25 protein-coding genes are annotated in these 25,874 nt (G+C 71.2%); 8 read left to right on the plus strand and 17 right to left on the minus strand.

All coding sequences use genetic code 11. The annotated features are described in order from the left end of the window. Positions 1-4: 4 nt before the first annotated feature. From ACZ4FH_RS32910 to ACZ4FH_RS32920, 3 genes are all read right to left on the minus strand, one after another. Positions 5-550 carry a helix-turn-helix domain-containing protein gene (locus tag ACZ4FH_RS32910; RefSeq protein WP_467309439.1) on the minus strand — a complete coding sequence of 182 codons (546 nt, stop codon included), beginning with the start codon at positions 548-550 and terminating at the stop codon, positions 5-7. 154 nt (positions 551-704) lie between these two features. Beyond that, positions 705-3,338, minus strand: coding sequence for an ABC transporter permease/substrate binding protein (locus ACZ4FH_RS32915; protein WP_467309440.1), 2,634 nt, complete (start codon positions 3,336-3,338; stop codon positions 705-707). Further along, positions 3,331-4,389 (minus strand): quaternary amine ABC transporter ATP-binding protein, encoded by a 1,059-nt coding sequence (locus ACZ4FH_RS32920; RefSeq protein WP_467309441.1) that lies wholly within the window; start codon positions 4,387-4,389, stop codon positions 3,331-3,333. Before ACZ4FH_RS32920 ends, ACZ4FH_RS32915 begins: the two co-directional genes overlap by 8 nt. A gap of 325 nt (positions 4,390-4,714) precedes the next feature. Between ACZ4FH_RS32920 and ACZ4FH_RS32925 the strand changes: the two genes are divergently transcribed. Both ACZ4FH_RS32925 and ACZ4FH_RS32930 read left to right on the plus strand, forming a co-directional pair. Beyond that, positions 4,715-5,623, plus strand: coding sequence for a 5'-3' exonuclease (locus ACZ4FH_RS32925; protein WP_467309465.1), 909 nt, complete (start codon positions 4,715-4,717; stop codon positions 5,621-5,623). Positions 5,624-5,703: 80 nt separating this feature from the next. Continuing rightward, complete coding sequence (locus tag ACZ4FH_RS32930; protein WP_467309442.1) at positions 5,704-6,546, plus strand: siderophore-interacting protein; 843 nt, start codon at positions 5,704-5,706, stop codon at positions 6,544-6,546. A 241-nt stretch (positions 6,547-6,787) separates the two neighbouring features. On the opposite strand, the gene ACZ4FH_RS32935 is transcribed toward ACZ4FH_RS32930, so the two are convergent. Then, the gene (locus ACZ4FH_RS32935) at positions 6,788-7,426 is read right to left on the minus strand and encodes a MerR family transcriptional regulator (protein ID WP_467309443.1); all 639 of its coding nucleotides are present in this window, start codon (positions 7,424-7,426) and stop codon (positions 6,788-6,790) included. Positions 7,427-7,581: 155 nt separating this feature from the next. Here ACZ4FH_RS32935 and ACZ4FH_RS32940 point away from each other — a divergent pair, with 155 nt between their 5' ends. Both ACZ4FH_RS32940 and ACZ4FH_RS32945 read left to right on the plus strand, forming a co-directional pair. Continuing rightward, complete coding sequence (locus tag ACZ4FH_RS32940; protein WP_467309444.1) at positions 7,582-8,514, plus strand: hypothetical protein; 933 nt, start codon at positions 7,582-7,584, stop codon at positions 8,512-8,514. Continuing rightward, on the plus strand, positions 8,511-9,002 hold the full coding sequence (locus tag ACZ4FH_RS32945; protein WP_467309445.1) for an ABA4-like family protein: 492 nt from the start codon (positions 8,511-8,513) through the stop codon (positions 9,000-9,002). Before ACZ4FH_RS32940 ends, ACZ4FH_RS32945 begins: the two co-directional genes overlap by 4 nt. A gap of 10 nt (positions 9,003-9,012) precedes the next feature. On the opposite strand, the gene ACZ4FH_RS32950 is transcribed toward ACZ4FH_RS32945, so the two are convergent. From ACZ4FH_RS32950 to ACZ4FH_RS32960, 3 genes are all read right to left on the minus strand, one after another. Next, positions 9,013-9,792, minus strand: coding sequence for an ABC transporter permease (locus tag ACZ4FH_RS32950; RefSeq protein ID WP_467309446.1), 780 nt, complete (start codon positions 9,790-9,792; stop codon positions 9,013-9,015). Beyond that, positions 9,789-10,805, minus strand: coding sequence for an ATP-binding cassette domain-containing protein (locus ACZ4FH_RS32955; RefSeq protein ID WP_467309447.1), 1,017 nt, complete (start codon positions 10,803-10,805; stop codon positions 9,789-9,791). The genes ACZ4FH_RS32950 and ACZ4FH_RS32955 overlap by 4 nt, the downstream gene beginning before the upstream one ends. Positions 10,806-11,019: 214 nt before the next feature. Further along, the gene (locus tag ACZ4FH_RS32960) at positions 11,020-11,682 is read right to left on the minus strand and encodes a PadR family transcriptional regulator (protein WP_467309448.1); all 663 of its coding nucleotides are present in this window, start codon (positions 11,680-11,682) and stop codon (positions 11,020-11,022) included. Between the two features lie 702 nt (positions 11,683-12,384). Here ACZ4FH_RS32960 and ACZ4FH_RS32965 point away from each other — a divergent pair. From ACZ4FH_RS32965 to ACZ4FH_RS32980, 4 genes are all read left to right on the plus strand, one after another. Continuing rightward, positions 12,385-13,932 (plus strand): molybdopterin-dependent oxidoreductase, encoded by a 1,548-nt coding sequence (locus ACZ4FH_RS32965; RefSeq protein ID WP_467309466.1) that lies wholly within the window; start codon positions 12,385-12,387, stop codon positions 13,930-13,932. A gap of 174 nt (positions 13,933-14,106) precedes the next feature. Continuing rightward, positions 14,107-14,751, plus strand: coding sequence for a fasciclin domain-containing protein (locus tag ACZ4FH_RS32970; protein WP_467309449.1), 645 nt, complete (start codon positions 14,107-14,109; stop codon positions 14,749-14,751). A gap of 58 nt (positions 14,752-14,809) precedes the next feature. Beyond that, a complete protein-coding gene (locus ACZ4FH_RS32975) occupies positions 14,810-15,799 on the plus strand; it encodes an ADP-ribosylglycohydrolase family protein (protein ID WP_467309450.1) in 990 nt (329 codons plus the stop codon). A 98-nt stretch (positions 15,800-15,897) separates the two neighbouring features. Then, on the plus strand, positions 15,898-16,347 hold the full coding sequence (locus tag ACZ4FH_RS32980; protein WP_467309451.1) for an SPW repeat protein: 450 nt from the start codon (positions 15,898-15,900) through the stop codon (positions 16,345-16,347). Positions 16,348-16,492: 145 nt separating this feature from the next. Here ACZ4FH_RS32980 and ACZ4FH_RS32985 read toward each other — a convergent pair whose 3' ends face one another. From ACZ4FH_RS32985 to ACZ4FH_RS33030, 10 genes are all read right to left on the minus strand, one after another. Then, positions 16,493-19,327 (minus strand): DEAD/DEAH box helicase, encoded by a 2,835-nt coding sequence (locus tag ACZ4FH_RS32985; RefSeq protein ID WP_467309452.1) that lies wholly within the window; start codon positions 19,325-19,327, stop codon positions 16,493-16,495. Positions 19,328-19,371: 44 nt separating this feature from the next. Then, complete coding sequence (locus ACZ4FH_RS32990; protein ID WP_467309453.1) at positions 19,372-20,280, minus strand: diacylglycerol kinase; 909 nt, start codon at positions 20,278-20,280, stop codon at positions 19,372-19,374. 17 nt (positions 20,281-20,297) lie between these two features. Further along, a complete protein-coding gene (gene tatC / locus ACZ4FH_RS32995; RefSeq protein WP_383645548.1) occupies positions 20,298-21,254 on the minus strand; it encodes a twin-arginine translocase subunit TatC in 957 nt (318 codons plus the stop codon). A gap of 49 nt (positions 21,255-21,303) precedes the next feature. Next, positions 21,304-21,597 (minus strand): Sec-independent protein translocase subunit TatA, encoded by a 294-nt coding sequence (gene tatA, locus ACZ4FH_RS33000; protein WP_383646132.1) that lies wholly within the window; start codon positions 21,595-21,597, stop codon positions 21,304-21,306. Positions 21,598-21,820: 223 nt separating this feature from the next. Continuing rightward, entirely contained in the window at positions 21,821-22,021 is a 201-nt protein-coding gene (locus ACZ4FH_RS33005; RefSeq protein ID WP_467309454.1) for a hypothetical protein, read from the minus strand. Between the two features lie 44 nt (positions 22,022-22,065). Then, a complete protein-coding gene (locus ACZ4FH_RS33010) occupies positions 22,066-22,344 on the minus strand; it encodes a hypothetical protein (protein WP_467309455.1) in 279 nt (92 codons plus the stop codon). Next, positions 22,341-23,318: a helix-turn-helix transcriptional regulator gene (locus tag ACZ4FH_RS33015; RefSeq protein WP_383645539.1), complete on the minus strand. Its 978-nt coding sequence runs from the start codon at positions 23,316-23,318 to the stop codon at positions 22,341-22,343. Before ACZ4FH_RS33015 ends, ACZ4FH_RS33010 begins: the two co-directional genes overlap by 4 nt. A 13-nt stretch (positions 23,319-23,331) precedes the next feature. After that, on the minus strand, positions 23,332-24,285 hold the full coding sequence (locus ACZ4FH_RS33020; RefSeq protein ID WP_467309456.1) for a helix-turn-helix transcriptional regulator: 954 nt from the start codon (positions 24,283-24,285) through the stop codon (positions 23,332-23,334). A 114-nt stretch (positions 24,286-24,399) separates the two neighbouring features. After that, complete coding sequence (locus ACZ4FH_RS33025; RefSeq protein WP_467309457.1) at positions 24,400-24,774, minus strand: FKBP-type peptidyl-prolyl cis-trans isomerase; 375 nt, start codon at positions 24,772-24,774, stop codon at positions 24,400-24,402. Between the two features lie 44 nt (positions 24,775-24,818). Next, positions 24,819-25,775: an FKBP-type peptidyl-prolyl cis-trans isomerase gene (locus ACZ4FH_RS33030; RefSeq protein WP_467309458.1), complete on the minus strand. Its 957-nt coding sequence runs from the start codon at positions 25,773-25,775 to the stop codon at positions 24,819-24,821. Positions 25,776-25,874 lie beyond the last annotated feature (99 nt).

Genomic DNA, 25,874 nt, shown 5'->3' on the forward strand with positions numbered 1-25,874 from the left:
AGGCTCAGCGCCGCGGGTCGAAGGTGGCGTCGATGTGCTCGGCGACGGCGACGAACAGCAGCCGGGTGCCGGGGTCCGCGGCCCGCCAGCGGTGGCGCACCCCGCCCGAGAGGAACAGCGTGTCGCCCCGCTCCAGCCGGTAGGCCTGGCCCTCGGCCTCGACCTCGGCGGCGCCCTCGACGACGTACAGCACCTCGTCGTTGCGGTGCTGGAACTCCCGCCCGGGATCGATCTCGCCGGAGAACTCCACGGCGGTGAGCTGGTGGCGTCCGCGCACCACCCGGCGCGCCCCCTCCTCCTCGGTGCCGCGCACCACGTCGACGGCGCGGGCCGAGTCCGCCGCGGCGCGCAACCGGGCGGTGGTGGTCTCCAGTGCCTCGGCGACGCGGTCGAGGGAACGGGGGCTGGGTCTGGCCCGTTCGTTCTCGATCTGGCTGAGGAACGGCACGGACAGGCCGCTGCGCGCGGCGACGGCGGCCAGGGTCAGTCCCAGGGACCTGCGCTGTCGCCGGACCGCGGCACCCACCCGGAGTGTTTCCTTCTCGTCCATAGTCCCGCTCCCTCCCGACTCGCCATCCTCCCGGCTGCCAGCACCTTACGCACTCCGTTGCGCGAGGACGGCGGGTAATGGTGGGTCCGGACACGCCGGAAGGGGTGGGCTCCGCCGTCGGCGGTGCCCACCCCTTCCTTCGTCCGGGGGCCGGTCAGCTCTGCGGCGCCAGGGTGTCCGCGATGCCGGGGTTCTCGTCCATCCAGGCGCGCACCGCTTCGGCCTCGTGGCCGCTGCCGCGCTTCTGGATCTCGTTCTCCAGTCCGGCGAGCTGGTCCTCGCTGAGCTTGAAGTCCTTGAACCACTCGGTCAGCCGCGGGTACAGCTCCGGGAACTGCTTGGAGGCGATGGTGTGCAGCCGGTCACCGTCGCCGAAGGCCTTCTTCGGGTCCTTCAGCTTGGTCATGGAGTACTCGCTGTACGCCCAGTGCGGGGTCCACAGCAGGACGGCGATGGGCTCCTTCTTGGCGTACGCGCGCTTCAGCTCGGCGAGCATGGCCGGGGTGGAGCCGTCGAGGACCTTGTACTCGTCGTCCAGACCGTAGGCCGGGAGCACGTTCTTCTTCAGGTTCTCCATCGTGGCCGTGCCCGGCTCGATCCCGACGATCCGGTTCTTGAACCGCGAGCCCTTGCCCTTGAGGTCGGCCAGGGACTTCACGTCCTTGACGTAGTCGGGCACCGCGACCTCCAGCGAGGTCGGGCCGTACCAGGAGCCGATGTCCGTCAGCTTCGTGCCGTACTTGTCCCAGTAGTTCTTCTGGGTGTACGGGAGCCAGCCGTCGAACTGCACGTCGATCTGGCCGCGGGACATCGCGGCGTACATCGGGCCGACCTCGAACTGCTTCAGGTTGATCGTGTAGCCGCGCTCCTCCAGGACGGCCTTCCACAGGTACGTGGCGGCGATGTCCTCCTCCCAGGGGAACCAGGCCATCTCGATGGGACGGTCGCGCTCGTCCTTGCCGTTCGCGCCCTTGGCGGCGGCCCCGGCGACCGGGGTCCAGGCGTCGGCGGCGTCCGGGTTGGCCTTCAGCCAGGTGCGGACGGCCTCCTGCTCCTTGCCGGTACCGCTCTTCTGGATCTGCGCCTCCAGACTGGTGAGCTGGTCCTCGGTCATCTTGAAGTTCTTCAGCCACGCCCCGACCTCGGGGTTGTCGGCCGAGAAGCCCTTGCGGGCCAGCGTGTGGATGCCGTCGCCCTTGCCCCAGAGGTTCTTGGGGTCCTTGAGCTTGGTCAGCTCGTACTGGTTGTACGCCCAGTGCGGCGACCAGAGCGGAACGACGATCGGTTCCTTCTTGCCGTACGCGCGCTTCAGCTCGGCCAGCATGGACGGCGTGGAGCCGTCGACGACCTTGTACTCCTTGTCCAGGCCGTAGCCCGGCAGGATCTTGTCCTTGAGCAGCCCCGACTCACCGGCGCTCGGCTCGATGCCGACGATCCGGCCCTTGAAGTCGGACGCCTTCCCCTTGAGGTCGGCGAGCGATTCGACGCCCTTCACGTACGAGGGGACGGCCAGCTCCAGCGAGGTGGGGCCGTACCAGGAGCCCATGTCCTCCAGGCGGTCCTTGTACTTCTTCCAGTACGCGGCGTGCGTGACCGGCAGCCAGGAGTCCGTCTCGAAGTCGATCTGGCCGCCCGCCATGCCGGTGTACAGCGCGCCGGCCTCGTACTGCTTGACCTCGACCTCGAAGCCGCGCCGCTCCAGCAGCTCCTTCCACAGGAACGTGGAGGCGATGCCCTCGTCCCAGGGGATGTAGCCCATGCTGATCTTCTTGCCGGCACCGATCTTCGCCGGGTCCGAGCCCGCGGTGTCGTCCGTGTCGGAGGATCCGAACAGACCCATGCCTCCGGCGACGAGGGCGAGGACCACGACGCCGACCACGGCCACGACGGGCTGCGGGCGGTGGTTCCACACCTTGAGTCCGCCGGCCATCGCCTGCGCCTTGGCGACCGCGCGCCGGCCGAGCGGGGAGACCTCGCGGCCCAGCGCACCGGTCATGCGGTCCAGGTACATCGCCAGGATGACGATGGAGACGCCCGCCTCGAATCCGAGGCCCACGTCGACGTTGCCGATGGCGCGGTAGACGGAGCCGCCGAGGCCGCCGCCGCCGACCATGCCGGCGATGACCACCATGGACAGGCCCAGCATGATGACCTGGTTGACGCCCGCCATGATCGTGGGCAGGGCCAGCGGCAGCTGGACCTTCAGCAGGGTGTTGCGCGAGGTGGTGCCGAAGGCCTCGGCCGCCTCGACGAGTTCGCCGTCCACCTGGCGGATGCCGAGTTCGGTCATCCGTACGCCCGGGGGCAGCGCGAAGATGATGGTGGCGATGATCCCGGGGACCACGCCGACGCCGAAGAAGATGACGCCGGGGATCAGGTAGACCATGGCCGGCATGGTCTGCATGAAGTCCAGGACCGGCCGGGTCACCGCGCTGACGGCCTTGGACCGGGAGGCCCAGATGCCGAGCGGGACGGCCAGCACCAGCGTCACGATCGTCGCGACGAGCACCAGGGTGAGGGTGTCCATCGCCTCGTCCCACAGCTCGACGGAGTCGATGAGGGCGAAGCCCGCGAACGCGAGGACACCGGCGAGCAGACCGCGCAGCCACCAGGCGATGACGGCGACGATGCCCGCGAAGAGCAGCGGGGCGGGGGCGGAGAGCACGGCGGCGATGCCGTCGAACATGCCGCTCACCACGGAGCTGATGGCGTCGAAGAGCCAGGACAGATGGGACTGGAGCCAGTCGACGGCGGAGTCGACCCAGTCGCCGAGGTGGAGCCTAAACACCGGCCACCTTCTTCGTGGAGATCGGGGCGGACGGTGCGGCGTCGGCGGGGGTCATGGGCTCGCCGAGGACGGCGAGCAGGCGCTCCCGGGGGACGACGCCGAGCAGCTTGCCCTTGTCGTCGGTCACGGCCACCGCGACCCTGCTGCGCGAGCAGGGCGTGAACAGCTCGATGATCGGTGTGGACTCGGTGACGGTGGCCGGGGTGGCCCGCAGCACGTCGTCCGCGCTCCTCAGTTCCTTGCCCTGGTCGCACAGGGTGCCCATGACGGTCTGCGTCTCGGCCATGATGGCGCCGGCGGTCAGCACCCGGGTGCGGTCCACGTCCTGGGTGAAGGAGGCGACGTAGTCGTTGGCGGGCGTGACGAGGATGTCCTCGGCGGTGCCCAGCTGGACGATCCGGCCGTCGCGCATCACGGCGATGCGGTCGCCGAGGCGCATGGCCTCGTTGAGGTCGTGGGTGATGAAGACGATGGTCTTCTTCAGCCGCTTCTGCAGCTCCAGGAGCTGGTCCTGCATATCGCGGCGGATCAGCGGGTCGAGCGCGCTGAACGACTCGTCCATGAGCAGCAGATCGGCGTCGGTGGCCAGCGCGCGGGCCAGGCCGACGCGCTGCTGCATGCCCCCGGACAGCTCGTCGGGCCAGGACTTCTCCCAGCCGGCGAGGCCGGTCAGCTCCAGTGCCTCGGTGGCGCGGCGCTCGCGCTCGGCGCGCGGGACGCCCTGCACCTCCAGGCCGTACGCGGCGTTCTCCAGAACGCTCCGGTGGGGGAAGAGCGCGAAGTGCTGGAACACCATGCTGATCTTGGTGGAGCGGACGTGGCGGAGCTCCGCGGGGCTCAGGGCGGTCAGGTCCTGGCCGTCGAAGAGCACCTGGCCGGCGGTGGGCTCCAGCAGTCCGTTGAGCATGCGCAGCAACGTGGACTTGCCGGACCCCGACAGACCCATCACGACGAAGATCTGGCCGGGCTCCACGGTGAACGAGGCGTCGATCACCGCGGCGGTCGTTCCGTCGGCGCGCAGTTCCTCGCGGTCCGTGCCGCTCTCCAGCATTCGTACGGCTTGATCGGGTCGTCTGCCGAACACCTTGTACAAGTGCTCGGCCTGCAGCCTTGACACATACACCTCACGCGTTGAACCGAATACGCTCTGCCACCCCCTCCGGCAGACCGTGGAGCGGTGCGGGTTCGGCCCGCATGGCACATGCATTAGTTGAAAATGCGACGTGGTTCGCTCCGATGCCGCGCCTGCCCCCGCTTACACGGAGCAAACACAAGAGTGAGCCAGGTCACAGAAGAGCGGCCTCGATCCGGGAACCGCGTCCAGGGGCGGCGGTGTCGGTGGGGTGCGGCATCATCGGGGTGTGACGCGACGCCTGATGCTCCTCGACACCGCCTCCCTCTACTTCCGCGCCTACTTCGGCGTCCCCGACTCGGTGCGCGCACCGGACGGGACCCCGGTCAACGCCGTGCGCGGACTCCTGGACTTCATCGGCCGGCTGGTGCAGGACCACCGCCCGGACGACCTCGTGGCCTGCTGGGACGCGGACTGGCGTCCGCAGTGGCGGGTCGACCTGATCCCCTCGTACAAGGCGCACCGCGTCGCGGAGGAGACGGACCGGGGCGTGCCCGACGAGGAGGAGACGCCGGACACGCTGGCCCCGCAGGTGCCGGTGATCGCCGAGGTGCTGGACGCGCTCGGCATCGCCCGGGTGGGTGTCGCGGGGTACGAGGCGGACGACGTGATCGGGACCCTGACGGGCCGCGCGACCGGCCCGGTGGACATCGTCACGGGCGACCGGGACCTGTACCAGCTGGTGGACGACGCCCGGGAGGTGCGGGTGCTCTACCCCCTGAAGGGCGTCGGCACCCTTCAGCTGACGGACGAGGCGTGGCTGCGCGAGAAGTACGGGGTGTCCGGTCCCGGGTACGTCGACCTCGCGCTGCTGCGGGGCGACCCGAGCGACGGGCTGCCGGGGGTGCCCGGGATCGGCGAGAAGACGGCGGCGAAGCTGCTGGACGCCTTCGGCGACCTCGCGGGGATCATGGCCGCCGTCGACGACCCGGCCGCCGGGCTCACCCCCTCGCAGCGCAAGCGGCTCGACGAGGCCCGCGACTACGTGGCGGTGGCCCCGAAGGTGGTCCGGGTCGCCGGGGACGTCCCGCTGCCCGCGTTCGACGCCGCCCTGCCCGCCGCGCCCCGCGATCCCGCCGCGCTGGACGCGCTCGCGGAGCGGTGGGGGCTGGGTGGGGCGCTGCAGCGCCTGCTGTCCACACTCACCGTCTGAGGTGTTAGGTTAGGTAACCCTAAGACTGATGGGCCGTTCGGGGTTCCTCGGTCCGGTTACCGGCAGCAGGGAGACGACCCGTGGCAGAACGACCGGCACGCCAGGCACCCCGTGCGCGGGGTGCGGAGGTCCTGCGCACCGAGCGGATCACTCCGCACATGGTCCGGGTGGTGCTCGGCGGTGACGGCCTCGCCGACTTCGCCCTCTCGGGCTTCACCGACCACTACGTCAAGCTGTGCTTCGCGCCCGAGGGCGCGACGTACGAGCACCCCTTCGACGTGGCCCGCATCCGCGAGGAGTTCCCGCGCGAGCTGTGGCCCACCACGCGTACGTACACGGTGCGTTCCTGGGACCCGGCCACCCGGGAGCTGGCGATCGACTTCGTGGTCCACGGCGACGAGGGCCTGGCCGGTCCGTGGGCGGCGCGTGCCGTGCCCGGCGACCGGGTGACGTTCCTGGGACCGGGCGGCGGTTACGGCCCCGAGGCCTCGGCCGACTGGCATCTGCTGGTGGGCGACGAGAGCGCGCTGCCCGCCGTCGCGGTGGCGGTGGAGCAGATGCCGCCGGGCGCGGTGGTGCACGCCTTCCTTGAGGTGTCCGACGCCTCCGAGGAGCAGAAGATCGCCACGCCGGACGGCGTCGAGGTCACCTGGCTGCACCGCGGCGAACGCCCGGTGGGCGAGGCGCTCGTGGCCGCCGTGCGGGAGCTGGAGTTCCCGGCGGGCGAGGTGCAGGCCTTCGTCCACGGCGAGGCGGGCTTCGTCAAGGAGATCCGCCGCCACCTCCGCCTGGAGCGCGGCGTTCCGCTGCCGCAGCTGTCGATCTCCGGCTACTGGCGGCTCGGCCAGAACGACGACGCCTGGCGCTCCGTCAAGCGCGCCTGGAACGAGCAGGTGGAACGCGAGCAGGAGAACGCCGCCTGACCCACGCCTTCCCCACGCCTCGACGCCCGCGCCCCGATTTCCGTACCGGGGCGCGGGCGTCGTCGTACGCGGGGCGGGGTGCGGACGACCGCGAACCGGCGAGCGCGCGGGGCGGGGGCGGGCGGACACTGTGCGGTGGCGGGGCCGGGCGGCCGCTGTGCGGCTGATCGCGGACGTCCCGGCGTACGGGAGTGGCCGACCCTCGCCGTACGCCCACGCGTGCGGGTGTCCGCAGCGCTTCTCAGCCGTCCGCCCCCTCGCCGTACGCGCGCACGGAGGCGTTCACGTGTGCGAGGCGGCGCAGGGCACCGAACATCGCCTCGCCCAGGACCGTGCCGACGACGACACTCTCCACGAGGTCCTCCCGGGCCACCCGCCGCCCGACGTAGTCGAGGTCGGCCCGCGCGATCCCCTCGGCCGCGCTCGCGTAGACGTCGAGCAGTTCGACGAAGCCGCCGTGCCCGGCCCGGCGAAGCGCGACCAGCACCTCGGCGAGCGCCTCCCCGCCCGGACTCCCCGCCCCGGCCAGCCAGCCCCGGCGCTCCAGCAGGTCCGCCACGTCCTCGCGCGCGTCGTCGAACTCGGGCCCGGCGTCGTCCGCCTGGGCCGGCGTCAGACGCTTCGCCGCCGCCCCCAGCACGTCGTGCACGGTCCGCACGGGGTCCTCCGTGGCCTTCAGCACCTCCCCGATGGCCGACAGCGACAGCCCCCCGACATCCAGCAGGGCGCGGATCAGCCGCAGCCGGCGCTCGTGCCCCTCGTCGTAGCTGGCCTGGTTGGGGCTGGTCAGCCGACCGGCGGGCAGCAGCCCCTCCCGCACATAGAACTTGATCGTCGGAACCGGAACCCCGGACCTGCGGCTCAACTCGCCGATGCGCACCGCGCGTTCTCCCCACTCCTGCTTGCCAGACCGAACCCCATCATAGATAGTTCCCCTATCGGATAGCGGTAAGCTCCACTATCTATAACTCCCTGGGGGGACCTATGCCTCAATGGCGTACCTGGCACCGTCCGTTAGTCCTCTTCGCCGCTTCCATGGCGGTCATGACGATCGTCTCGGCCGTCGGCCTGCTGGTCGACGACCGGATCCTCGTGGGGGCGGCGATCTGGGCCAAGCCCTTCAAGTTCGCCGTGTCGTTCGTGGTGTACGCGCTGGCGCTCGCGTGGATGCTGACGCTGCTCACCCGGGGCCGGCGCGTCGGCTGGTGGGCGGGGACGGTGGTCGCGGTGTCCAGCCTCGTGGAGATGGCGATCATCACGGGGCAGGTGGTCCGGGGGAAACGGAGCCACTTCAACCACGCCACGCCGTTCGACTCGGCGCTGTTCGACGCGATGGCGGTGACGGTCGTGGTCCTCTGGGCCGGCACCCTGGTCATCGCGGTCCTGCTGCTCCGGGCCCGAATACCGGACCGGGCCGCCGCCTGGGCGATCCGGTCCGGCGTGATCCTCGCCCTGCTGGGCGCGGGGCTCGGTTTCCTGATGACGCAACCGACCGAGGAGCAGCGGGCGGCGGGCGGTCTGGACACGGCCGACGTGATCGGCGGACATGCCGTGGGCGTGCCGGACGGCGGCCCCTCGATGCCGTTCACCGGCTGGTCCACGACCGGCGGGGATCTGCGCGTCCCGCACTTCGTGGGCATGCACGCGCTCCAGTTGCTGCCGCTCCTCCTGATGACGCTCATGGCCCTGGCCCCGCGCTTCGCCCGGCTGCGCGACCCCCAGGTCCGCCTGCGGCTGGTGCTGGTCGCCTCCGCGGCGTACGCGGCACTCACCGCCCTGGTCACCTGGCAGGCGCTGCGCGGTCAGCCGCTCGTCCACCCGGACGGCGCGACCCTCGCGGCCGCCGCTCTGATCGTGGCCGCCACGGCGGCCGGGACGTACGGAGCGCTGCGCCGCTCCCCCGTACCGGACCCGTCCGGCGCCCCCGAACCCCCCGCTTCCCCTTCCGTGAAGGAGTCCGTGTCATGACCGGTGCGCTCTTCGAGGCCGCCTTCCTGCTGGCGGCGCCGTTCTGGCTGATGATGATCTTCCTGCCCGGCCGGGAGGTGACGGCCCGCGTCGCCCGGTCACCGCTGACGGTGCTGCCGGTCCTGGCCGTCTATCTGACGATGGCCCTGCCCGTCCTCCCGGAGCTCTGGACGGCCGTACGGAGCCCGGACATCGACACCTTCCGCGACCTGACGGCCCTGGCGAACGGGGCCGGGGCCGTCTGGGCGCAGGTGATCGCCTGGGATCTGCTGCTGGGGCAGTGGATGTATTTGGAGGGCCGACGGCTGGGTGTCACGCCCTATGCGATGGGCCCGCTGCTGGTGCTCACCATCCTGCTCTCGCCGTTCGCCCTGCTGATCTTCCTCGCCCTGCGCGCGGCCCGGCTGCGCGGGGCCCGGTCCGCGTCGGCTCCCGGCACGGCCGGGAGCCGGTCCGCACCCGTCCGGGACACGGTTGCGGACCGGTGAGCCCCGGCGCTCAGACGGACTTCTGGTACGAGCGGAAGGTGCGGGTGGACAGCCAGACGGCAACCGCGGCCAGCGCCAGCAGCGCCGCGCCCCGGCCGAGCACGAGCCCCCAGTCGGGATTCCCGTTCAGCGCCGACCGGCCGGCGACCATGGCCCAGTTGACCGGGTTGAAGTCGGCGACGCGGCTCATCCACGACGGCATCTGGCTCGGTGCCATGAAGGACGACGACAAGAAGGTCAGCGGCAGCAGCAGGAAGGTGTTGATGCCGATGATCGACTCCCGCTGGCGCACCAGCATGCCGAGCGCGTTGGACAGCGCCCCGAAGATCGTCCCGAGCAGGATCGAGGCCGCGACGAGCACGAACAGCCCGGCGGCCCCGCCCGGATAGGCGGCTCCGGCCGCCCGGCCGAGCAGGATGATGACCAGGGACTGCAACGCCGTGCTGATGCCGGTCTGCACCACGTTGGCGTTCATCAACGCGTTGCGGCTGACCGGCGTGGTCAGGAAGCGGTTGAGCGTGCCGCGCTCGATCTCCTCCAGGGTCCCCATACCGGCCCACATGCTCGATCCGAGGGCGCTCATCACCACGATGCCGGGGATCAGGTAGTCCAGGTAGGAGGTGGTGCCGAACCCGCCGAGTTCGACGACCTTCCTGAAGAGGTTGCCGAACAGGAACAGCCAGATCACCGGCTGGATCAGCGAGATGACGACGAAGACCGGCTGACGCAGGATCTGCATCAGCTGGCGCTGGGTCATGTACCAGGTCTGGGCGAACGACTGACTGCTCATCGGACACCTCCCGCGACGGCCGGGGCGGGAGCGGAGGCGGACGGGGCGTCCGCCTCCGCCTCCGCGAAGCGGCGGCCTGCGTAGCGCAGATACACGTCGTCGAGGGACGGACGGGCCACGGTGGCCGAGGCCACGCCCGTACCGGCCCGTTCCAGGGCGGCGAGCAGCACCGGGACGGCGGCGGCGCCGTCCTCGGCGCGGACGCTGACCCGGCGGCCGTCGGCCAGGACCTCGTGCACCCCGGGCAGTCCGTCGAGCACGGCGGTCGTGCCGTCGGGGACATGGGCGGCGCGCAGTTCCAGATGGACGGCGTCGCCGCGCAGTTCGCCCTTGAGCGCGTCGGGGGTGCCCTCGACGACGACCCGGCCGCGGTCGACGATCGCGACGCGTTCGGCGAGGCGGTCGGCCTCCTCCAGATAGTGCGTGGTGAGCACGATGGTCAGCCCCTCCTCACCGGCCAGCCGGGAGATCTCGTCCCACATGGCGGTGCGGGCCTCCGGGTCGAGGCCGGTCGTCGGCTCGTCCAGGAAGAGCACCTCGGGGCGGTGGACCAGGCCGATCGCCACGTCGAGCCGGCGCTGCATCCCGCCGGAGTACCCCTTCACCAGGCGCTTCCCGGCATCGGCGAGGTCGAAGCGTTCCAGCAGCTCATCGGCGCGGCGCTGGACGGCGGCGCCCCGCATTCCGTAGAGGCGGCCCTGGAGCAGCAGGTTCTCCCGGCCGGTGGCGACCGGGTCGGCGCCGGACTTCTGGGCGACCACGCCGATCGACCGGCGGACCCGGTCGGGGTGGGCGAGGACGTCGTGCCCGGCGACGGACGCGGTACCGGAGTCCGGGCGGGCGAGAGTGGTGAGGATCTTGACGGTGGTGGACTTCCCGGCGCCGTTGGGCCCGAGGAGCCCGAAGACGGTGCCGGGCGCGACGGTGAGGTCCATGCCGTTCAGCGCGGTGACGTCACCGGGATAGGTCTTGATCAGCTGCCGCGCCTCGACGGCGGGCGCACGGGTGCTCATGGCGGAGCTCTCCTGTGGTCGGCGGGGCGCACGGTGTTCCGTGCGCCCGATGGGCCGAACCGGTCCGCGTGAGTGTCGCCGGGCTATCCTGGGTGTGCCGCACCTCGATGGCCCGCGCGCTTTCACGGCGTGTCCGGTCCGGGGTTCGAGACCCCGGCGGGTGCTGCTGCAACAGCCCCCGCCGGGGTCCTCCTCTCTTCGCCCCTCCCCCGGGTCAGTCCTCCTGGCCGGGGTCGAGGACGATGTCCTGCTCGTCGAGGTCCTTCCACTCCTCGGGCACCGCGCCCGTGTCGTGGAAGGTCCTCCACTGTTCGATGCCTTCGAGCGTGGATTCGGTCAGCTCCTTGCGGAAGCCCCTCACCCACTCCAGCTGCGCCTCGATCATGTGCAGCTGGAATTCGGTCTCGATGATGAAGATGCGGGGAAGCGTGTCACCCAATTGAGTGAGGACGCCCCGGAACGCCGCGGCCTGTACGACGAGGGTCTGCTCCCGGTCCGCCAGCAGTTCCGCCACCTCGCCCGGCGGAAGCGCCGGGAGGAGGGACAGGGCCGTCTCGAAGACGGGGAACTCGTCGGCCGGCACCGCGATCAGATCGGAGAGCCACGCGAGCATCTCGTCGCGCCCCGCCTCGGTCAGGCCGTACAGCGTGCGCTCGGGGCGGTTCCCCTCCCGCTGCACGCCCGTGACCTCGACATATCCGTGCTTCTCCAGGTTCTGGACCACGGTGTAGAGCGAGCCGAAGTTGATCTTCACGCTGTGCTGTTTGCCTCGGCGGCGGAGGGTCTGGGCGATCTGGTACGGGTGCATGGGGCCCTCGTCGAGCAGCACCATGACCGTGAGCGCCAGCGGATTGCTGAGCTTGCGCCGCTTGGCCACCGCCTCCCACCCCCTTCTCCGCCATCGAATACTCGTCCACGAACATATCGCGAATCTCTTCGGAGGGTCAACCGCGATGTATCGCGAATCTTCGAGGGCATGGAAAGATCTCGCGCCTGGACGCAACCGCCGCCCGACCGGCCCCCGGATCCCCCGGGAGCACCGCCCGTCACCCCGGAAGGAGACCCGTGTGAAGGAAGACGTACGCATCAACCGACCGCAGAGGAACGACGCGCCCCGCCGCCCCGAGGCGCGCCCCGACCGCACCGCGGACTCCGGCACCCCTCCCACCGGCGTGAACGGCACGCGAAGGGGCATCCGTTCACCGTGGGCGGCCGCACGGGAAGCCGGCCCACCCCCCTGACGCGGCGGTCGAGGCGCCCGACCGGGCCGGGTCGTCCCGGGCGGGCCACGACCGCTTCGCGGTGATCGCCCCGCACATCTGGCCGTTGGGAGGCGGCCGGTGTGCGGGGCGCACTGATGTCCGCACCTCACTCGTCGGAGTGAGCGACACATCCGGACGGCGATGGGGTACGAATCCCTTTCGTGAGCGAAGATCGAAAGCAACCGCCGGGCAAAAACGAAAGCGAAAGCAGAAACGAAAGCGGAAGTGGAAGCGAAAGCGGCAACGGAACCGGGGACGCAAACGGCCCCGACGCCGCACACCGGGACCGCCCCCGGGCGTCCCGGCCGCCGCGCCTGCTGCGTGCCGCGTGCGCCGCACTCGCCGGGCTGATCGCCGGATTCTGCGCCCTGGCCGTGGCCGAGTTCGTCGCGGCGGTGGTCCGCCCCGAGGCGGGGCCGGTCACGGCGGTGGGCGGCGCGGTGATCGATCGCACTCCCCCGGCGCTCAAGGACTTTGCCGTACGGAACTTCGGCACGCGCGACAAGCTGGTGCTGGAGCTGGGCATCGTGGTCCTGCTCGCGGTCTTCGCCGTGCTCGTCGGACTGCTGGCGCTGCGGCACCGGCGGACCGGCGCGGCGGCGGTGCTGGTCTTCGGCGGGATCGGGGCGGCCGCGGCGGTCGGCCGGCCGGAGGGCCGGCTGTCCGACGCCCTGCCGTCGGTGGTGGGTGCCGTGGTGGCGGCGGGGGTGCTGTACCTCCTCGTCGGACGGCTCGCACCGGTGCGCACGCCCGCCCCCGGGCAGACCGAAGACGCCTTCGACCGACGGCGGTTCGTCGTCGCCGCGGCGGTCACGGCCGCGGCCTCGGCCGGCGCGGGGTTCCTCGGCCGGCGGCTGACCTCCTCCGTCCAGGCCGGGGCCGAGGCCTCCCGGCGCGACCTGGTGCTCCCCGTACCGGACTCGCCCGCGCGCCCGGTCCCCCCGGGCGCCGACCTCCACATCCGCGGGCTCGGCCCGTTCACCACCCCGGCCGGCGACTTCTACCGCGTGGACACGGCCCTGGTCGTCCCGCGTATCGACGCCGACGGCTGGCGGCTGCGGATCCACGGCCGCGGCGTCCGCACCCCGCTGACGCTCACACTGCGGGACCTGCTGCGCCGCGAGACCGTCGAGCGCGACATCACGCTGGCCTGCGTCTCCAACGAGGTCGGCGGTCCGTACGTCGGCAACGCCCGGTGGCTCGGCGTACGACTGGCCGACGTGCTGCGCGAGGCCGGGGTGGAGCCGCCGTCCCGGGGCGGGCCCGCCGACCAGCTGGTGGCCCGGTCGGTGGACGGCATGACGATCGGCACCCCGGTCGAAGCCGTCATGGACGGACGGGACGCCCTGCTCGCTTTCGGCATGAACGGGGAACCGCTTTCGTTCACACACGGTTTCCCGGTGCGGATGGTGGTCCCGGGTCTGTACGGATACGTGTCGGCCTGCAAATGGATCAAGGACATCGAACTGACGACGTTCGCCGACTACGACGCGTACTGGGTGAAGCGGTCCTGGTCCGCACAGGCCCCCGTCAAGACCCAGTCCCGCATCGACACCCCCCGCCCCCTGTCCTCCCCGAAGGCCGGCCGCGTCCCGGTCGCCGGGGTCGCCTGGGCCCAGCACCGGGGCATCTCCCGGGTCGAGGTCCGGGTCGACGGCGGCCCGTGGCACACCGCCCGCCTGGCCGCCCAGGACAGCCGCGACACCTGGCGCCAGTGGGTGTGGAACTGGCCGGCCACGTCCGGCCGCCACACCCTCGAAGTCCGCGCGACCGACGGCACCGGCGCCACGCAGACCGCCCGGCGCACGGGCACCGTCCCCGACGGAGCGACCGGTCACCACACGGTGGTGCTCGACGTGTCCTGACGGACACATCCCGCCCCTCCGGGCGCGGCCTCCGTCATCCGACCCATCAGCCAAACGACCAGCCAAACGATCAGCCAAACGATCAAACGAAAAAGCCAACCGCTCAATCGACCAAACGATCAAGTGATCACACAAAGCAAAGCTTCGCTCACGCAGAGCGAAAGGGAGTACATCATGAACGTCCTGCACACCCGCCGCGCCGCTGTCGCCCTGACCGCCGCGCTCATCCTCCCCCTGGCCCTGACGGCCTGTTCCGGTGAGTCCGAGGACAGCGCAGCGGGCTCCGAGGCGAGCTCGTCCAAGGCTTCCGCACCCGCGTCCGAGGCCGCCGTCGATCCCATGAAGGCACCCTTCGGACCGGGCTGTTCGGCGGTGCCGAAGAGCGGCGCGGGTTCGTTCAACGGCATGGCCGCGGACCCGGTCGCCACGGCCGCCTCGCACAATCCCTCGCTCTCGACCCTGGTCGCGGCCGTGAAGAGGGCCGATCTGGTCGACACCCTGAACAACGCCCGGAACATCACCGTGTTCGCCCCGACCGACGCGGCGTTCGCCAAGGTCCCGAAGGCCGACCTCGACAAGCTCCTCGCCGACCGGGCAGCGCTCACCAAGGTGCTGACGTATCACGTGGTGGGCCGGAAGCTGACGCCGGAACAGCTGGCGCACGGCTCCTTCAGCACGCTGGAGAAGAGCGAACTGAAGACCTCGGGCTCGGGCGTGACGTACACCGTGAACGACTCGTCCAAGGTCGTCTGCGGGAACGTGCCGACCGCCAACGCGACCGTGTACCTCGTCGACACGGTGCTGATGCCGGCCGACTGACGCGCACGGATCTCCCGGCGGCGGCCTACGGAGGACCGGACCTCCGTAGGCTGACCGCATGAGCTCCTCGCACAGACGGGACCGAGCGGCGGGCGCCGTGGTCGGATCGGCCGTCGGTGACGCCCTGGGCGCACCGTTCGAGTTCGGGCCGCCGGGGGCCTACAGCGCCCGCTTCCCCGACGGCGCGGGCACGATGTGCGGCGGCGGTGGCTGGGATCCGGGCGAGGCGACGGACGACACGCAGATGGCGGTGCTCGTCGCGGAGTCCCTCCTGGAGTGCGGCGGCCTGGACCTGCCCGAGCTCTTCGCCCGCTTCCGGCGGTGGGCGGCCGGCGATCCGAAGGACATCGGCCTCCAGACGGAGGCGGTCCTGACCGGCGGGGACCCCTGGGACCTCGCGGCGGCGCTGCATTTCCAGGTCAACAGCCGTGCGGCGGGCAACGGTTCACTGATGCGCGCCGCCACCTCCGCCGTGCGCTTCGCCGCACCGGACCGTCCGGCCGCCGAGGCCCGGGAGCTGACCATGGAGGCCGCTCGCCGGATCGCCGCCCTCACCCACGGGGACCGTGCCGCCCGGGAGGGCACGGCCGTGCTGCACGAGCTGATCCGGGTGGCACTGAACGGCGACGACCCGCTCGCCGCCGTTCCGGACGCACTGGCCCGGGTGGACGCCGCGCACCGCGAACGGTGGACGACCGTTCTGGCCGCCGACTGGCGGCCGGAGTGCGCGACGGAGTTCAACGGTGCGGTGTGGCCGTGCCTGGGTACGGCGCTGTGGGCGTTGCGCACGACGGGGTCGTACGAGGAGGCGCTCGCCTCGGCCGTCGACGCGGGCGGGGACACGGACACCGTGGCGGCGGTCACGGGAGCGCTCGCCGGGGCCGTGTACGGCCTCGCGGCGATTCCCGCGCGCTGGACGGAGCCCCTGCACGTCCCGCTTCCCGGGTACGGCGACCGTGTGCTGCGGACGCCGGAGCTGGTCTCCCTGGCCCGGCGGCTGGACGACGCGGCGACCGGTGCGGATCCTGCGGATATTCCGACGCCTTGACCCTACACATAAGGGACATATAAGAGCAGAATGGCAGAGCAGGCCGCTTGTCGAACAGAGCAGCACCGTGGCCTGCGCGACCGAAGGAGACGAGCTTCATGTCAAACGTCTCGCATGTCGGCCATGACATGGCCGGACATCCCGATGTCTCCGAAATGCGCGACCGCTACGACCGGATGATGGGCGGGCGCGATGTGGCGCTCGTGGACGCCCCGGTCTTCCTGGTCGGTCTGTACTGCGCCGTCTCGCCGTGGGTCCTGCACTTCACGACCTCGCAGACCCCGCTGGTGACCCACAACCTGGTCATGGGCATCGCGATCGCCGTGCTGGGACTCGGGTTCACCGTGATGCCGCAGCGCATGTACGGCCTGAGCTGGGCCATCTGCGCCATGGGCGCCTGGATGATCATCTCGCCGTGGGTGGTGGGCAGCAGCCCGGACACCGGTGTCGTGCTCAACAACGTCATCATCGGCGGTCTGACCGCCCTGCTGGGACTGGTCTGCGCCGGTGCGTCCATGAGGAGCGGGAGCAGGCACGCCAAGACCTGACGTCCGGACCCGCGCCCCGCACCCGCCGCGTCCCCGGACGCACGCCGTCCGGGCCGGAGAAAGGATCCACGATTCCGTACGACCGTCGGCCGGCCCGCACAGGGACCGGCCGATCGGCGTACCCGAGGGCCCGCGGCCCGTGGGCTCAGCCCACCGAGCTGTACGCCACCACGCCGCGCAGCACCTCGTCGACGGCCTTGCGCGCGCTGCGCGCCACCGAACTCTCCTCGCGCGGCGCGGCGGCGGCGATCTGTCCGAGCACATCGATCACCTGCTTGCACCACCGTACGAAGTCACCGGCCGGCATCTCCGCCTCGCGCAGCACCTCGTCCAGGCTCCGCCCGGAGGCCCACATGTAGACGGCCCAGGCGAAGCCGAGATCGGGCTCGCGCTGGCCGACCCCCTCCGCCTGGTTGATCTTGAAGTCCTCCTCCAGGGCGTCGAGCCGGCCCCAGATGCGGACCATCTCGCCGAGCGCGGTCCGCGCGGGCCCGGACGGCAGCTTCGGGGCCACCGCGTCGTCGGACTGCCGTGCCTCGTACACCAGGGCCGAGACGCACGCGGCCAGCTCGGCCGGGTTGAGCCCCTCCCACACGCCGGCCCGCAGGCACTCGCTGGCGAGCAGGTCCAGCTCCCCGTAGAGCCGGGCCAGCCGCCGGCCGTGCTCGGTGACCTCGCTGCCCCGCAGATAGTCCAGCTCGGTCAGCAGGGCCACGATCCGGTCGAAGGTGCGGGCGATCGTGTTCGTCCGTCCCTCGATCCGCCGCTCCAGCTGCCGGGTGTCGCGCTGGAGGCGGTAGTAGCGCTCTGCCCAGCGGGCGTGGTCCTCGCGCTCGTCGCATCCATGGCACGGGTGCGCGCGCAGCTCGGTCCGCAGACGGGCGATCTCGCGGTCGTCGGCGGCGGCGGACCGCTGCCGTCGGTGCCGGTCCGGCACGATGTGCCCGGCCTTGGTCCGCAGCGCGGACGCCAGATCGCGGCGCGACTGCGGCGAACGGGGGTTGAAGGACTTCGGGACCCTCATCCGCTCCAGCGCCTCCACCGGCACCGGGAAATCGATCGAGGCCAGCCGCTTCACCTGGCGCTCCGCCGTCAGCACCAGGGGCCGCGGCCCGTCGTGGTACTCCGTGCCCCGGTGTCCGTGCCCATTGGTCCGGCCGCCCGGGAGCCCCGGGTCGAGGACCAGCGCCAGTCCGGCGAACTTCCCGGTCGGGACATGGATGACATCGCCCGGCTTGAGCTTCTCCAGCGAGGCCGCGGCCGCTGCCCGCCGCTGGGTCGCCCCCTGCTTGGCCAGCTCCGTCTCGCGGTCCTTGAGCTCGCGGCGCAGCCGCGCGTACTCCTCGAAGTCGCCGAGGTGGCAGGTCATGCCCTCCCGGTACCCCTCCAGGCCCTCCTCGTTCTTCTGGACCTGGCGGGAGATCCCGACGACCGAGCGGTCCGCCTGGAACTGGGCGAAGGAGGTCTCCAGCAGCTCGCGCGAACGGTGCCGGCCGAACTGCTGGACCAGATTGACCGCCATGTTGTACGAGGGGCGGAAGCTGGAGCGCAGGGGATATGTCCGCGTCCCGGCGAGACCGGCCAGTCCGCCCGGGTCCATGCCGCGCTGCCAGAGGACCACGGCGTGGCCCTCCACGTCGATGCCGCGGCGCCCGGCCCGACCGGTGAGCTGGGTGTACTCGCCGGGGGTGATGTCGGCGTGCTGCTCGCCGTTCCACTTGACGAGCTTCTCCAGGACCACCGAGCGCGCCGGCATGTTGATGCCGAGGGCCAGGGTCTCCGTGGCGAAGACCGCCTTGACGAGGCCGCGGACGAACAGCTCCTCGACGACCTCCTTGAACGTGGGCAGCATGCCGGCGTGGTGCGCGGCGATGCCCCGCTCCAGGCCTTCGAGCCATTCGTAGTAGCCGAGGACGTGCAGGTCCTCGGTGGGGATGGACGCGGTGCGCTGCTCGACGATCTCGCGGACCAGCCGCCGCTTCTCCTCGTCGTTGAGGCGCAGCCCGGCGTGCAGGCACTGCTGGACGGCGGCCTCGCAGCCGGCCCGGCTGAAGATGAAGGTGATGGCGGGCAGCAGCCCCTCGGCGTCCAGCCGGTCGATGACCTCGGGCCGCGAGGGGGTCCAGATCCGGCTGCGCTGGCGCCGCTCGCGCTCGCGGTCGGCCTCGCGGACCATCTTCCCGCGGCGGCGTTCGCGCGGGTTGTACCCGCGCTGGTTCTCCATGCGGGCGAGCCGGACGAGGTCGGGGTTGACCTCGCGGCGTCCCGCGCCGCGGCCGCCGTGGTCGCTCTCCTCCTCGAAGAGGTCGTACATCCGGCGCCCGGCCAGCACGTGTTGCCAGAGCGGGACGGGGCGATGCTCGGAGACGATCACCTCGGTGTCGCCGCGGACGGTGTCCAGCCAGTCGCCGAACTCCTCCGCGTTGGACACGGTCGCCGACAGGGACACCAGCGTGACCGACTCGGGGAGGTGGATGATCACTTCCTCCCAGACGGCGCCCCGGAAGCGGTCGGAGAGGTAGTGGACCTCGTCCATGACCACGTGACCGAGGCCGTCCAGCGCCTGGGAGCCCGCGTACAGCATGTTCCTCAGCACCTCGGTGGTCATGACGACCACCGGTGCGTCGGCGTTGACGCTGTTGTCCCCGGTCAGCAGGCCGACCCTGTCCGCGCCGTAGCGCTTGACGAGGTCGGCGAACTTCTGGTTGGACAGCGCCTTGATCGGCGTGGTGTAGAAGCATTTGCGGCCCTGGGCCAGGGCGAGGTGGACGGCGAACTCGCCCACGATCGTCTTGCCCGAACCCGTCGGGGCGGCGACGAGCACACCCTTGCCGGCCTCCAGCGCCTTGCACGCCTCGATCTGGTAGGGGTCCAGATCGAACTCGTACATCTCGCGGAACGGTCCGAGCGCGGTCGCCCGATCGGCGGCCCGGAGCCTGGAAGCCTGGTATCGCTCAGCTGGTGAGAGGTCTTCTGTCATCTTGTCCACGAGCCTACCCGCCGCCTCCGACAGTGACGCGATCTTTATCGAGCGGTCGCAGGCACCGCACCGAGCACCCGGGCCGCGCCGGGCACACAGGTGGCGGCGACCGGCAGGGGGCCGAGCGGCTCGCCGTCCGCGTACGCGGTGACGCCGACCGCTTCCAGTTCGATGGAGGCGGCCCGGTGCACGGTGACGACGGGGTGGTCGAGGTGCGTCCCCTTGTAGACCCGGGGGAAGACCTTGAGGAGGGTGGTGCGGCTGCAGTCGCCCACCACGGTCACGTCGAAGAGGCCGTCGTCCATGACGGCGTCGGCGCAGATCCGCATCCCGCCGCCGTAGGAGGTGCCGTTGCCGACGGCGATCAGCGTCGCCTCGATCTCCCGGACCGGCCCGCCGTCCAGCCGGACGCGGTAGGCGGTCGGGCGGAACGCGGCGAGTTCGGCGAGGATCGCCAGGTCGTACTTGAAGCGGCCGCCGATCCAGCGCATCCGGTTGCCCCGGTCGTTGACCCGGGAGTCGAAGCCGGAGGCGAGCACGGAGCCGAACCACCGCTCGCCGATCCGGCCGAGGTCGATCGTGCGCACCGTGCCCTGCTTGAGGGCCTCGGCGGCCAGCCGTCCCGCCGCGGCGGGATCCCGTATCGGCAGGCCCAGGGCGCGGGCGAAGTCGTTGCCCGTGCCGACGGCGACGACGCCGAGCGGGGTCGAAGTCCCGGCGACGGCCTGGAGGGCGAGGGACATCAGTCCGTCCCCGCCGACGGCTATGAGCGCGCCGGTTCCGCCGCCCACGGCCTCGCGGGCCCGGCGCAGGGCGTCCTCGGCGTCCTCCCCGAGGACCGTACGGACGGAGAATCCGGCGTCCCGCAACGCGGAAGCGGCCGGCTGCGCGGCACGCGCGCCCCGGCCGCTTCCCGCGGTGGGATTGACGAAGAGGGTGATCTCGCTGGTCACCCGGGGGACCTTACCGGTCAGGTGATGTCGTCGAAACCGTCTCGCCGGGAGGACCGTCCGCCGTCCCGTTCCCCGTCCGCCTGCTCGGGCAGCGAGGCGGAGACGTGCTCCATGTCGCCGAGGTCCGAGGGCGTGAGGTCCAGATCGGACGCCTCGTCGTCGTCCAGTTCGGCATCGGGGTTGCCGCGGCGCCGACGGCTGTCGTTGACCATGCAGATGCCGAGCGCCAGGAAGTACAGCAGCACGATCGGCGCGGCCAGCGTGATCATCGTGAGCGGGTCGCCGGTCGGGGTGGCGACGGCCGCGAAGATCGTGATCCCCATGACCATGGCGCGCCACCAGGAGGCGAGCCGCTTGGCCGAGAGCACCCCGGTGAAGTTGAGCAGGACCAGCAGGAGCGGGAGCTCGAAGGCCAGACCGAACACGATGACCATGCGCGTGACGATGTTGAGGTAGTCGTCGACGGGCAGCAGGTTGGTCGTGTTGTCCGGGGTGAAGCCGAGCAGGACCTCCGCGGTCTGCGGCATGAGGACGTACGCGAGGGCGGCGCCGACGAGGAACAGCGGCACTCCGGCGCCCACGAAGCTCAGCGCGTACTTCTTCTCGTGCTTGTGCAGGCCCGGGGCGAGGAACGCCCAGAGCTGGTAGAGCCAGACCGGGGTGGAGAAGACCACACCCGCCATGAGGGAGACCTTGAGCGCGATCGAGAACGGACCGACCAGACCGTTGACCGTCATCTCCGCACAGGGCCGCCCGTTGACCTGCTTGTGCTGGCCGTCGGCACAGCCGACCGATCCGAGGATCGGCCGGATCAGGAAGTCGATCAGTTCCTTGTAGAAGAAGGCCGTGATCGATGTGATCACGATGACCGCCACGACCGAGATCAGCAGTCGGTTACGCAACTCTCGCAGGTGATCAGCGAGAGGCATCCGCCCCTCGCTGTCCTTCTCCTGCTTGCGGGCAGACTTGAGCAACCCACTTCCCTCGTCTCGTGCGGCAGCTTCCGGGAGGACCCGTCGGCGATCAGCTCTGGGTGGTGGGCTTCGGCTCGCTCACCGGGCGGGAGCTGGTGACGTCGCCGGGGGCGGCCTGGATCGTACGCGCGGCGGGCTGCTGGGCGCTCTGGTCGGCGGCGGCCTCGGTGGTGGCGGTGGCCGCGGGCTCGTCGTCCTTGCGCATCGCCTTGGCCTCGCTCTTCAGGATGCGGGCCGACTTGCCGAGCGAACGGGCCATGTCGGGAAGCTTCTTGGCGCCGAACAGCAGCAGAATGACAGCGATGATCAGAACGATCTCGAGAGGCTTCAGATTGCCCATGATGTGCTTCCTTCTCGCTGAGGCGGCTGGAGGTGGGCTCACTGCCCTTGGCCGGACACCCGTCCGACCCTTCGCTGGCAGCGATCGTAACCCGCGGGAGTAAACGCGAGGCAATGCCCGTGCATACTTTCGTAGCGGCCCGCACCTCCCTGCCTGGGCCGTTCCGAGCAGCCTACCTCCCGGAACGGGGAAACTGGAGGCCGCGTCCACGGGCGGGACGGCACCGCTAGGAGCGGTTCCGGCCGCTTCCGGCGGCGAGACCGACGGCCGCCCGCTCCAGGTCCTCGGCCGCCCGGTTGATGCGCTCGGTGGTGGCGGCCACCTGCCGGCCGAGGCGCTGCGCCTCGACGAAGACCTTGACGGCCAGCACGCCCAGAACGGCGATCCCGAGGAATCCCAGGGCGATGGCGAGCATGGGCCAGAACATGCGCGGAGCCTCGATGTGTCTCGTGTACGGAGTCGGGTGGGCCGTCAGACACCGGGGTGCAGGCGGAGCGTGCGCACCCCGCCGCCGGTGAGGAGTTCCACTATCCGCTCCCCCGCCGGCCGGCGGACCGAGGCCTCGCAGGAGGGGCAGGTGAAGGAGTAGAACGTGGTCCGGCTGCTGGCGCCGATCGCGAGCCGGAACTCCGCGGCGGCCAGCTCGAACCGGGCCCGGCACTCCGGGCACGCGGCCTTGAACCGCACCGATTCGGGAACGACGACCGTCGGCACGGCCGGGACGTCCGACACCACAGGCATATGAGTCATCGCTCCTCGGTCGTCCCCCGGGCCGGTTCGTCGTACGCGGCGAGCGCCGCGCGGGCCGCGTCCCGCGCGCTGCGGGCCAGCTCCGGCGGCGAGACGATGCGCCCCTCCCGGCCGAGCCGCAGCGCCAGCCGGCGCAGCGACGCCGGATCGGGGGTGCGCAGTGTGATCCGCAGCCCGCCGTCGGGCAGCTCCTCCGCGCGGTCGTGCGGATAGTACTCGGCGACCCAGCGGCCGCCGGGGCCGACCTCGACCACGACCTCCGGGTCCTCGGCCGCGGGCTGGACGAGTCCCTCGGACAGGTCCCGCAGCTCCAGCTCCGGGGGTGCGGCGGGCTCGTCGAGGAGCCGGATCTCGGCGACCCGGTCGAGCCGGAAGGTCCGCCGGTCCTCCGAGGAGCGGCACCAGGCCTCCATATAGGTGTGCCCGACGGCGAACAGCCGGATCGGGTCCACCTCGCGCTCGGTGAGCTCGTCGCGGGCGGGAGAGTAGTAGCGCAGCCAGAGCCTGCGGCGCTCCGAGATCGCCCGGTCCACGTCGGCGAAGACGCCGCCCTCGGACTCGAAGGTGACCGAGAGCCGGGAGCTGGCGGCGCCCACCTCACCGGCGGCGGTCTCCAGCTTGGCGGTGGCGCGCAGCAGCGCCTGGCGGTCGCTCTCGCGCAGTCCGGGCAGCGTGGCCACGGCGCGGGCGGCGACCAGCAGAGCCGTCGCCTCGTCGGCCGCGAGCCGTAGCGGTTCGGCGACGTCGTCGGGGTTGTGCCACCAGATCCGGTCGCCGTCGGTGTCGATGTCGAGCAGGTCGCCGCCGCGGAAGCTGGTGCCGCACATGGGCAGCACGTCGAGGTCCGAGATCAGTTCGTCCTCGGTGATCCCGAAGGCGCGGGCGACGTCCTGGACGTGCGCCCCCGGGCGCTCGCGCAGATAGGTCACCAGGGAGAGCATCCGGCGCGTCTGGTCGATGGCGTTCGCGGCCATGAATACGGTCCCCTCAGTCCTTGGCCACGGCGCGCAGCCGGTCCACCACGTCGGCCCGCAGGTCAGCGGGACCGGTCACGACGACGTCGGGGCCGAACTCGACGAGCCAGGCGTCCAGACCGTGTCCGTACGGAATCTCCAACTCCTCCCACCCGTCTCCGAGTTCCCGGACCGATACGGCCCGTGCCCGCAGCGGGTAGCCGGAGTCGGCGCGGAGCCGGATGAGCGCGGTGCGGGTGGCGGTCTCGCCGGCCCAGCTCTCGACGGTCTCGCGGACGGTGACCACGTCGGGGACCTCGGCGGTGAAGGCGCCGGCCCGGGAGCGGACCTTGCCGCTGATCCGGGAGAGCCGGAAGACCCGCTCCGCCCCGCGGTCGCGGTCCCAGCCCGCCAGGTACCAGTGGCCGCGCCAGCACTCCAGCGTCCACGGTTCGACGTGGCGCTGCTCGGGGCGGGCGGCGTTGGCCTTGCGGTAGTCGAAGGTGACCGGGCGGCGGTCGCGGCAGGCGAGCATCAGGGGTTCGAAGGCGGCCTCGTGGACGGGGATGCGCGGCTCCAGGGCGCTGTGCACCTCGTAGGTGTCCTCGGTCTCCGGCATGCCGGCGGCGCGCAGCTTCTGCAGGGCGCCGCTGGCGGCGCCGGCGAGCCGGGCCTGCTGCCACACCTTGGCGGCCAGTCCCAGGGCGGCGGCCTCCTCCGCGTCGAGCGTGATCGGGGGCAGCCGGTTGCTGTCGCGGCGGGCGAGGTAGCCGGTGTCGCCGTCCAGGTTCTCGACGGTCTCGATGACCAGTCCGAGTTCGCGCAGATCGTCCTTGTCGCGCTCGAACATCCGGTTGAAGGCGTCGTCGGAGGCGGCTTCGAGGTAGGCCTCGATGGATCCGCGCAGCTCGCGCTTGCTGAGCGGGCGCCGGGTCCCGAGCAGACACAGTGCCAGGTTCATCAGCCGCTCGGCCTTGGCAATCGCCATCGACGCCCTTTCTGTTTCGCTCTACGACCGTCGACCGTACCGCCCCGGAGTGCCGGGACAAAAGCGAGGGCCCGCGCCTTGCGGCACGGGCCCTCGGAGCGGTACGCGCGCCGGTCAGACGGCGACCAGGTCGCAGACGAAGATCAGCGTCTCGCCCGGGGCGATCGCGCCGCCGCCGGCGCCGCGCTCGCCGTACGCGAGGTGCGAGGGGATGGTCAGCCGGCGGCGCCCGCCGACCTTCATGCCCTGCACGCCCTGGTCCCAGCCCTTGATGACCTGGCCGGCGCCGAGCTGGAACTCGAGCGGCCTGCCGCGGTTCCAGGAGGCGTCGAACTCCTCGCCGGTGGAGAAGGCGACTCCGACGTAGTGGACGGAGACGGTCTGGCCGGCCTTGGCCTCGGCGCCCTCGCCCACCCAGATGTCCTTGATCTCCAGTTCCGTCGGCGCCGGGCCTTCCGGGAAGTCGATCTCCGGCTTGTCGATGCTCACTGACTCGCTCCTCTTTACTGATGAACTGCGCAACCGGGACAGTCTTACATCTTCGCGAGGACGTCCACGGCGAACACGAGCGTGGAGTTCTTGGGGATGGTCTGCTGCTCCTTGTCGCCGAACGCCTGGTCCGGCGGGATGACGAGGAGCACCCGGCTGCCGATCTTCTTGCCGATCAGCCCGTCCTTGAGGCCCTTGAGCGTGACCTGGGCCAGCGGGAAGGTCTGCGTCTTGCCGGTCGCGTAGGTGCTGTCGAAGGTCTTTCCGTCCTTCCACAGCAGGCCCACGTAGTTCACGATGACGCTGTCGGTCTCCTTGATGACGTCGCCCTTGGACTCCAGGACGTAGTTGGAGACGAGCTTCTTCGGCGGGTCCGTCTTGGTGGGGATCTTGACGGTGGGGGCCTTGCCGTCGGTGTTGGTGCCGACCTTGGGCAGGGCCGCGTCGGTCTGCGGGACCTCGGTGCCCTTGGCCGACGTGGGGATCTGCTGCGCCTTCAGGACGTCGACGACGAAGACGAGGGTGGCGTTGGGCTTGATGTCGCCCTGGCCCTGGGCGCCGTAGCCGAGGTCCGGCGGGATGACGAGCTGGACCCTGCTGCCGACCTTCTGGCCGACCAGGCCCTTGTCCCAGCCCTGGATGACCATGCCGGCGCCGAGGGTCAGGTCGAACGGCTGCTTGCGGTCGAAGCTGTTGTCGAACGGCTTGTCGGAGTCCCAGGACTGGCCCAGGTAGTTGACCTGGATCGCGTCGCCGTTCTTGAGCGTCGCGCCGTCCCCTTCGCTGATGACCTTGGTCTTCAGCTCCTTGGGCGGGGTACCCGTGCCCTTGGCCAGGGTGGGCTTCTCACCGAACTTCGCGCCCGCGGTGATGGCGGGGAAGCCGCCCTTGCTGGGGGCGGACGCGGAGGCGGAAGCGGAGTCGGAGCCCTTGTCGTCGCTGCCGCAGGCCGCTGATACCAGCAGCAGGGGGACGACGAGAAGGCCGGCAAGTCGGCGCACTGGTTCCTCAGATCTCAGACGACACATTAGGGGGTCCCCGACACTCTAGGGCGTGCGCAGGGCCCCGTACGAGGAACGTACGGGGCCCGCGTCGCGCGT

It is taken from the genome of Streptomyces sp. NPDC024555 (assembly GCF_055559335.1).

What these genes read in the sequence shown, in the direction of transcription:
- ACZ4FH_RS32910 (WP_467309439.1), bottom strand. Translation starts at nt 550, where the DNA reads ATGGACGAGAAGGAAACACTCCGGGTGGGTGCCGCGGTCCGGCGACAG.
- ACZ4FH_RS32975 (WP_467309450.1), top strand. Translation starts at nt 14,810, where the DNA reads ATGAGCTCCTCGCACAGACGGGACCGAGCGGCGGGCGCCGTGGTCGGA.
- ACZ4FH_RS32940 (WP_467309444.1), top strand. Translation starts at nt 7,582, where the DNA reads ATGGCGGTCATGACGATCGTCTCGGCCGTCGGCCTGCTGGTCGACGAC.
- ACZ4FH_RS33005 (WP_467309454.1), bottom strand. Translation starts at nt 22,021, where the DNA reads ATGTTCTGGCCCATGCTCGCCATCGCCCTGGGATTCCTCGGGATCGCC.
- ACZ4FH_RS33010 (WP_467309455.1), bottom strand. Translation starts at nt 22,344, where the DNA reads ATGACTCATATGCCTGTGGTGTCGGACGTCCCGGCCGTGCCGACGGTC.
- ACZ4FH_RS32980 (WP_467309451.1), top strand. Translation starts at nt 15,898, where the DNA reads ATGTCAAACGTCTCGCATGTCGGCCATGACATGGCCGGACATCCCGAT.
- ACZ4FH_RS32950 (WP_467309446.1), bottom strand. Translation starts at nt 9,792, where the DNA reads ATGAGCAGTCAGTCGTTCGCCCAGACCTGGTACATGACCCAGCGCCAG.
- ACZ4FH_RS32970 (WP_467309449.1), top strand. Translation starts at nt 14,107, where the DNA reads ATGAACGTCCTGCACACCCGCCGCGCCGCTGTCGCCCTGACCGCCGCG.
- ACZ4FH_RS32925 (WP_467309465.1), top strand. Translation starts at nt 4,715, where the DNA reads ATGCTCCTCGACACCGCCTCCCTCTACTTCCGCGCCTACTTCGGCGTC.
- ACZ4FH_RS32945 (WP_467309445.1), top strand. Translation starts at nt 8,511, where the DNA reads ATGACCGGTGCGCTCTTCGAGGCCGCCTTCCTGCTGGCGGCGCCGTTC.
- ACZ4FH_RS33020 (WP_467309456.1), bottom strand. Translation starts at nt 24,285, where the DNA reads ATGGCGATTGCCAAGGCCGAGCGGCTGATGAACCTGGCACTGTGTCTG.
- ACZ4FH_RS32955 (WP_467309447.1), bottom strand. Translation starts at nt 10,805, where the DNA reads ATGAGCACCCGTGCGCCCGCCGTCGAGGCGCGGCAGCTGATCAAGACC.
- ACZ4FH_RS33015 (WP_383645539.1), bottom strand. Translation starts at nt 23,318, where the DNA reads ATGGCCGCGAACGCCATCGACCAGACGCGCCGGATGCTCTCCCTGGTG.
- ACZ4FH_RS32985 (WP_467309452.1), bottom strand. Translation starts at nt 19,327, where the DNA reads ATGACAGAAGACCTCTCACCAGCTGAGCGATACCAGGCTTCCAGGCTC.
- ACZ4FH_RS32920 (WP_467309441.1), bottom strand. Translation starts at nt 4,389, where the DNA reads ATGCTGGAGAGCGGCACGGACCGCGAGGAACTGCGCGCCGACGGAACG.